Raw genomic sequence first — 8,042 nt, forward strand, 5'->3', positions numbered from 1 at the left:
ATATTTGAATACAGAATAAGAGTAGCCACACAGGCTGGCATCGGACAGTGCGCGGCGGATGGACTCACCATAATCCAGTCGCCTGCGAAAAAGCTGTGCCCAGGTCAAAAAAGGCAACACTGGCCAACAACCGCTTCAACCCAAATAAAGCCCGCCCCACTGCAAGCTTTTCAAAAACGGCGAGGGGTCGACGCCATAAGCTGTGGCATAATGCCGCCCTTCGAACAACCTGTGCTGTACCCCACCATGACTTTTCAAGCCGCCATATTTGATATGGATGGCCTGCTTCTGGATACCGAGCGCCTGTGTATGCGCATCTTTAAGGAAGCCTGTGCCGTCCAAAACCTGCCTTTTTTTGAAGATGTGTACCTGTCCATCATTGGACGCAACTCCGTAGGCATAGAGCGAATCTTTCGCAAAGCCTATGGCGATGATCTGGACAGACTGGATGCAGAGTGGCGGGTGCGATACCACGGCGTGGTCAGAAATGAGCCCATCCCCATCAAGGAGGGCGTGGTGGAGTTGCTGAGCTGGCTGAAGTCCAACGACATCCCCACTGCGGTGGCCACCTCTACGGTGAATGATGTTGCCAGGCGCAAGCTGGAACTGGCTGGACTGGACAAGTACTTTGACGCGCTGGCCACCGGCTGCGAGGTGAAGAACGGTAAGCCTGACCCGGAGATCTTCCTGCTGGCCGCAAACCGCCTGGAAGTAAACCCGGCCACCTGTCTCGCCTTCGAAGATTCCAACAACGGCGTGCGTTCAGCGGTGGCGGCCAATATGATCACCTACCAGATCCCCGACCTGGTGCAGCCCGACGATGAAGTGCGCGCGCTGGGCCACAGGGTGATGCCCTCCATGGTGCAGGTGCTGGAGTCATTGCGCTAAGGCAACTCGATGTGAGCGTCAGTTTGAGAAAGGCCGCAGCTCTAGCTGCGGCCTGTCAATCACGGGCGCAACAATGAAGGCCCAGCAAACCGGCCTGATGTCAGTCGAAGGTGCCCCGAACCGGGTAGTTTTTGTCGCGAATGAAATCGATGCCGCTTAGCAGCACATCAATCTCAGGCCGGGCGAAGGGGCCATTGGAGATGTCCAGTATCTGAACCTCGTTGCGGTCGTTAATCACAAACACACCGGGTTCAGAATAGAAGTGATTGGTCTCACCCGTGGAGAGAGGCCGGGAGATGTACAGGCCCAGCTCACGCATCATCTCTACGGTTAGGCCGTAGGTCACCGGGTAGTTAACCTTGAGCTGCATGAAGTGCTCGAGCGCCTGGGACTCGTTGTCCGCAGAGGCCGCAACAATATCCACGCCCAGCTTGGCGAAATCCGGCTTGGCCTTGCCTAACTTCTTCAGGTAGCGGGTACACATCGGGCAGTGGCCGCCTCGATACACCACCACCATTTTCCAGTTGGTCTTCCTTTCCGGCACACCTAGATTGATTCTACCGCCACCCAATTTAGGCAGTTCGATAGAGGGAAACTGAGACCCGCCTTTGACCTTCTTTGACATCATCACCTTGTCTTCCCCCTGACTCATCAAGCATGAAATCAGATCGGTTTGTTCACTCGTCGATCGTCCGCACCATCACAAACGCTGCCGCCCTGGGCATCGAAACCGGGTGATGTGCCAGCTTTCCACCTCCAGACCCTGATGAAGATGCACCCAATGCAAGAACCTCATCAGGCCAGGAGAGGAAACAGTTTGGATTCTATGGGCATAACAAAAACCATAATAGATACAAAAGTGGCACGTTTATGCATAACAGATGGCACCTTGAGCTGGTATGATGGCAGACACCCGGTAAGAGTGATGATGAGAGACTGATCTCCATGAAGAAATACGAGGAGCTCATCGAGCAGATCCGCGGGCAGATCCAAAACGAGATCTGGCAAACCGGAGAGAAGCTCCCCTCCCTCAGGAAGCAAGCGGAACTGGCGGGGGTGAGCCTGATGACGGTGGTGCACGCCTATCAGGTACTGGAGAGTCAGGGCTGGATAGTCTCCCGGGCGCGTTCAGGCTATGTGGTCGCCCCCAAAATTGAAAACACCGACTCAACGCCTTCCAATGAACCGGTTCAGAAAACAGAATCTGTCGACATCAACGACTTCGTGTTTGAAGTGCTGCAGGCCAGCCGAACGCCCAACATCACCGATTTTGGCAAGGTGTACCCGGACCCGACACTCTACCCGCGCCAACACGTCAACAAGTCTCTGATCAGCACCGCGCGCACCCTGTCGGCATCCAGTGCCATGGACAACCTGCCACCGGGAAACCTGGAGCTCAGGCAACACATCGCCAAGCGCTATGCCGCTCAGGGGATGACGGTGCACCCCGATGAGATTGTGATCACCACCGGCGCGCTTGAGGCGCTGAACCTGAGCCTGCAATCGGTCACTCAACCGGGCGACTGGGTGGTGGTGGAATCCCCCACGTTTTACGGCGCACTGCAGTCGCTGCAAAGACTGAACCTAAGGGCGCTCTCGATCAGGACTCACCCGACAGAGGGCATCGACCTGGAATCTTTGGAGGATGCCCTGCAATCCCACCGGGTGAAAGCCTGCTGGTTAATGACCAATCATCAGAATCCCCTGGGCTTTACCCTGTCGGTGGAGAAGAAAAAGCGCTTGATGGCGCTGCTGGCCAAGTACGATGTCTACCTGATTGAGGACGATGTCTACAATGAGCTCTACTTCGGCAGCGATAAGCCACTGCCGGCCAAAGCCTTCGACAGTCACGGCAAGGCGCTGCACTGTTCCTCCTTTTCCAAGTCCCTGGTTGCCGGGTTTCGTATCGGCTGGGTGGCCGCGGGCAAGATGGCGGTGCCCATTCAGAAGCTGCAGATGATGAGCACGCTCTCCACCAGTGCGCCCATCCAAATGACACTGGCATCCTACCTGTCTACGCGCAACTACGAACGCCACCTGCGTCTGTTGCGCCGAACCCTGGAACAGAGAAAGTTTGCCACCTGGCAGGCCCTGCGCAATCACCTGCCTGCCGAGGTGAACATCAACTGCACCGATGGCGGCTATTTCCTGTGGCTAGAGCTGCCCAGAGGGCTGGACGCCACCGAGCTCTATCGACAGGCATTGAACGAAGCCATCTGCATTACCCCCGGCAAGATGTTTTCTGCCGGCGACTTCCACAGCCATTGTTTTCGTTTGAATGTGTCGTTCGAACTCACCGACTCAAGATTGAATGCCATCAAAACCCTGGGCGAGCTCATCAGAAGCATGTTGTAGGCACTGGCCTAAACAAAAAAAGGACGACCCGATTGGGTCGTCCTTTTACTTATTGCCCTTTCCAGGGCCTCACTCACGTTTCAGAGGGTAAAATTAAAACTGAACCTTGATGGGCCACTCTTTCTGTACGCGCTGCTCCAGGAACTTCTTCTTCTGCGCATCCATCTTGGCTTTGTCCAGACCTACCAGCACCTGAGCTTTTGCCTTGGTTGAGTAGTCAGGGAAGCTCACTTTGGCTACGCCATGCTTGGACAGTACGGTCTTGAGCTTGGCGCGGGCCTCTTTACCAATCTTCTTGGCTTTAGCCAGCTCTTCCAGGGCAAGCTCTGGGTTGTGAGCGTGGATGCCGTGAGAGGCAATGGCGTAATCCCAGTACCACTGAGCGTGACGGATGAGCTTCAGCGCGCCCTTCATCTCCGCTTCGGTCGCACCCGCCTTCCAGGCTTCACCGGCTTCGAAGTGCGCCTTGACGATGACGTCTTCGGCAGCCAGCTGCGCCTTGTGAACCGCTTTCTTGTTCATGGCGATGGTGTCAACCAGCTCGGCCTTGGTGTCGTGACAGTTGGAGCAGGTCTGCTCGAAGTTGTCGATGGCGTTGCCAACGTTGTGCTTGGTGAACTCTTTACCAGACGCGCTCTCAACCTTAGGCATGTGGCAATCGATACAGGTCACGTCCATCTCGGCGTGTACTGTAGGTTGCCAGGTTTCCCACTCGGGGTGCTGAGCTTTCAGCATGGGGGCCTTGGAGATCTTGTGGGTCCAGTCCTTGAAGTTCAGGGCATCGTAGTAGGCCAGCATGGCGTCGGGGTTCTGACCGCCGTCCCAGGGGAACTTCACTTTCTTGTGGTCGGTACCGTCGAAGTAGTATTCCACGTGGCACTGAGCACAGGTCATGGCAGCCTGAATGTTCGCTTCCTGGTCTTCAAACTTCTGACCTGCGGCAGCAAAACCACGCATGGCGAACGGACGAGCAGGAGTGGGCTTGCCGGTTTCGACATCATGGCAATCGGCACAGCCTACGTTGTTACCAATCTCATGACCGGTGGCGCCCCACGTCTTGTCAGAGAAGGTGCCTTCACCAATCTTGTCGTACATACGACCCAGATCCGGTGTCTTACAACCCCAGCAAGAAGCAGGCATTGGGCCTTCGGAATCGGTCATAGGGCCGCCGGTACGCAGGCTGCGAGTCAGATCCGCAACAGCGAACTGGTGACCGCGAGGCTTGTTGTAGTCTTTGGCAAAACCATAGCCGCCATACAGAATCACGATCATAGGATCGTGCTCCAGAATGTCGCCCTGCTCAGTGGACTCAATGGTGGAAGCCCAAGAGGTGTACTGCTCAGGATACTTATCCTTCCAGGTAATGTTGTTGGCGTCTTCTGGCGCGTTCTTCGCCAAAGCAGAGCCGCTGATCACGGCAATGGTAACGGCTACAGCGAGTTTATTTAGGTGTTTCATATCATCCTCTCCGAGGTTTTTCTTATCTCTCGGGAGAAATCATAGGGAGGTGCGAAAACCGCAGGCATACCCCTTTGGGGGTATTGGCCGGGAAACCGATTTAGGATCACCTTATAGGCCACATTTTGCCGAAATCAGTTTGAGTTTTTGAAAAAATTTACTGTCGACCAGCTAAAAATTGGACAAGGCAAAGTTGCCTATCCAAAGCTGAAAACCTGATAAAAGTTCGAAAAGACAAATGTTCCTTCTGAGACACTGCACAAGACATAGCGTCATGAAATCAACACCTTAATCAAGCGCGTAAGGTAGCAATAGTCAGCCACTTTCTCAGACTGCTGTTGTAGCATTGCTCTAGGACTCAAGTACCGCAGATCTGACGTTAGAACGTCGACAACAGTCCCTGTGCCAATCGTTGCACATATTGCCCCATCCCCCTACCCCGCGACTCTTAGTAACCGAAAATAGCCGAAAGGCAGTTGCCATTGAGGTTGGTAGAGTATCGGCTCCAAAGGCATCTCCGTACGGCAATGCCTATACCGTACTGGTTCAAGCAGTGGGGTTTAAGACAGGTGTTAACACCCCTGAGTTTTAGTATGATTACTCCTCAAGGATGCACCGAGAAACAGCAGTAGGACCACTCACACCCTGCTTTACACGCTGGCCTGTACAAAGAGAAGCGAAGATTGCTTTAGCCTAGGTAAGCCAAAACCTACTTTTCTCTGTATAGAGAATGAGTTCGAAATAGAGCATAAGTCATGATAAACAACATATACCATCTAGAGTATGATGAAGACTCTTTCGCTGTAGGTTTTGCAAATACTCAAGACGTAAGGCGGTTCAGAAAAGCAACCTTAGGTACCGATGCTATTGCCAGTGAGTTTGATGGTATGGAACTTACTTATGACCCTTTCAGTAGAGGCCATAAAATTACTCACTTTAAGGATTTTTTTGTTGGTGGGCTTCTGGTTGTCGAAGAGGGAAAGCAAGAGCTTGAGTCTATCCTCAATGGGTTTGGGCAGTGGATTCCAATGAAGTTAGACTCTAAAGGAGTGTTTTTCTTTCACCCAACAACGACATTGGACATTGTCGACACGTGCAACTCGGAACTACTTTACCATGATGGATATGTGACCGGAGTTAAAAAGTTTGCATTCAAGGATTTTGATGACAACTTACCGCCAGTATTCAAGATGGCGGGATTCGAACACTATGGCTTGACCGTATCATCTAGATTCAAAGAATATGTTGAGGCTAGTTCTTTAACAGGATTGAGCTTCAAAAAACTTTGACACAGCGTTTTACTGATGACATTAAAAATAACTTCGTTCAAAGTCTCGCAGAGACACCTCCGAACGGCAGCTACCGCCACGAAGCGGTCATAGAGAATCCTTGATGCGTGAGCTGCTCCCTACCCATTCTGCTTCAGCCGCACCGCAGACGGCGGCGTCGGGTGGAAGCGCGAAGCCTCGGAACGAACTGAAAGCATTTGTTATATTGGTGTTTACACAGAGCAAAGCATTTTAAAATCGATCTCAAATCTGTCAGTACTTTCTACACCCTTGTATATTGAAACTACGTGATCGAAACTTGGATTACTCTTTATCTTATCAATGACTGCATTTATTTCTTCATCTGTTACTCTGCAACCAAAATATACTCCTTCAATTGACTGATGCTGCAGTCGTTTAAAATGCATTACATTAGATATTTTATTTCCTCCTTGTGCAAAGCTCAACCACCAAGGAAGGATATCTTTTCGATCACTTTCAAGTACTTCAGCCTTATATTTGACACCACCAAGGTGTGTCACGGAAACCTTGCTATTTTCCTGCTCTTTTATCCATTCCTCTGACACACACTCAAAAATAGCTACGTCAGCTTCATTTAGCCTCAACAAAAACCTATGTTCTTTTTCATAAATCCAGTTGTCACCCTTTATCAGCGCAAAGTGCTTATAGAAATTGTCTTCAAAATATTCATAGATAGTGTCATCAGGCATTTCAATGCCTGGTCTGCGGTTGCTATAGATGACTCTTGCAGGTGTTTTTTGCGACACATTGCACCTTCCTGAGAGCTCATCATGAAAAGTGAATGTATTATCGTCACAAGCTACGGCAACAATTATGCCTTTGTGCTCATTTGCATAATGAGACCACATCAGCAGATTATAAGGGTCTTCTGTTAAGGAAATTATCCCGAACTCATCCAACCTATTTCTTAGGTCGTTTTCGTATGATTTTTTCACTTGCTCAGGATCAAATCCTTCCGGTTCACCCTCATCTATTTCATCATCAAAACAATCACTGTCGTTGAAGAAAAATCCCATTTTTTTCTCAATACCTGCATCCGTTGGTTTTGAGTCAAAAGGATCATTAAGCTTTGATGGAGGAGTAAGACGCAAAAGAGGATCATCAAAGAAAGAAGCCCTTAATGGCATATATTTATACAAAACTGTCATTCAACTTCTTCCAACACTATTAAACCATGATTTGCCAATATCAACGCCCCGTCTAAGCGGCGCAAAACAAAGCTTGGCTAAAATCCGCCTGGTACGAGCGCAAGCCAAGCGTTTTGCACCTGTGTCTTCAGGTGCTTGTTATGCATTATCCCTGGCGACCTGCTTTGAGCTTAGGCTCCAGAGACTTTTCAAGAAATATTTCTAAAGCTGCAACCCAATGGTAATCAATTGGTTCTCGCACATTGAATAGACAAAGTCTAGTTTCTGCATCAGCACCATATTCAGCCATGACACCTCCGGTGTTATCTCGGATATGCTCTAATGCTCTCTTACGAGAGTTAGTCAAACTACGTCCAACGCGAAGCACACCATCACAATTACTAACCCATACGTAAACACCAGGATGCCAGACACAGTCTTCACTTGAAGACTTTGCTTGTTCTACGGAAAATTCGAAGTACTTAAACTTGTCTACAATAGGTTGGAATTCACGCTCAAATACTTCAATCGGACTCTGAGATTTCATCATTATTCCTTATGCAGTCGTGGTAGAGCGGCCAGTTACCTGTACCGCCCCCACACAGATCCGGACGTGCGGAACTACCGCATCCGGCTCCTCAGTTATACATATGCTCGTGTAATACACGCGCCCAGATACCAGTCCACTTTAACGTTACTACGTCTGCGAACTCGCATCCCCCTAATTCCAAAACACATTAGCATCTGCTTCAGGCCTGCCCAGTTGTAACTGCGCCGCTGACTTCGCCTATTCAACCATTTGTACAAACTGTCGATGACATGCTTGTACAGGCCTGTGAGGCTACGGCTGTTATCTGGCAAACCAAAATAGTTGCCAAAGCCAGTCAGTTTGCGTTTGAGACTG

The 8,042-nt window shown here is 50.5% G+C and carries 7 protein-coding genes; 3 read left to right on the top strand and 4 right to left on the bottom strand.

All coding sequences use genetic code 11. The annotated features are described in order from the left end of the window. Positions 1-246: 246 nt before the first annotated feature. Entirely contained in the window at positions 247-888 is a 642-nt protein-coding gene (locus tag G505_RS0105035) for an HAD family hydrolase (RefSeq protein ID WP_028108584.1), read from the top strand. Between the two features lie 100 nt (positions 889-988). Here the strand turns inward: G505_RS0105035 and G505_RS0105040 are convergent, their stop codons facing one another. After that, on the bottom strand, positions 989-1,540 hold the full coding sequence (locus tag G505_RS0105040; RefSeq protein ID WP_245568329.1) for a redoxin domain-containing protein: 552 nt from the start codon (positions 1,538-1,540) through the stop codon (positions 989-991). Positions 1,541-1,833: 293 nt separating this feature from the next. On the opposite strand from G505_RS0105040, the gene G505_RS0105045 reads away from it, so the two are divergent. Next, entirely contained in the window at positions 1,834-3,243 is a 1,410-nt protein-coding gene (locus G505_RS0105045) for an aminotransferase-like domain-containing protein (RefSeq protein WP_028108586.1), read from the top strand. Between the two features lie 93 nt (positions 3,244-3,336). Here the strand turns inward: G505_RS0105045 and G505_RS0105050 are convergent, their stop codons facing one another. Next, positions 3,337-4,701 (bottom strand): ammonia-forming cytochrome c nitrite reductase subunit c552, encoded by a 1,365-nt coding sequence (locus tag G505_RS0105050; protein WP_028108587.1) that lies wholly within the window; start codon positions 4,699-4,701, stop codon positions 3,337-3,339. Positions 4,702-5,456: 755 nt separating this feature from the next. Between G505_RS0105050 and G505_RS0105055 the strand changes: the two genes are divergently transcribed. Next, on the top strand, positions 5,457-5,990 hold the full coding sequence (locus G505_RS0105055; RefSeq protein ID WP_028108588.1) for a hypothetical protein: 534 nt from the start codon (positions 5,457-5,459) through the stop codon (positions 5,988-5,990). Between the two features lie 212 nt (positions 5,991-6,202). Here G505_RS0105055 and G505_RS0105060 read toward each other — a convergent pair whose 3' ends face one another. After that, positions 6,203-7,159, bottom strand: a complete 957-nt coding sequence (locus G505_RS0105060; protein ID WP_084643843.1) for a DUF2971 domain-containing protein — start codon at positions 7,157-7,159, stop codon at positions 6,203-6,205. 145 nt (positions 7,160-7,304) lie between these two features. Continuing rightward, a complete protein-coding gene (locus G505_RS22990) occupies positions 7,305-7,685 on the bottom strand; it encodes a hypothetical protein (protein ID WP_157509051.1) in 381 nt (126 codons plus the stop codon). Positions 7,686-8,042: the final 357 nt, after the last annotated feature.

Origin of the sequence: Ferrimonas futtsuensis DSM 18154, from assembly GCF_000422645.1 — a bacterium.
In the GTDB taxonomy this organism is placed as follows: domain Bacteria; phylum Pseudomonadota; class Gammaproteobacteria; order Enterobacterales; family Shewanellaceae; genus Ferrimonas; species Ferrimonas futtsuensis.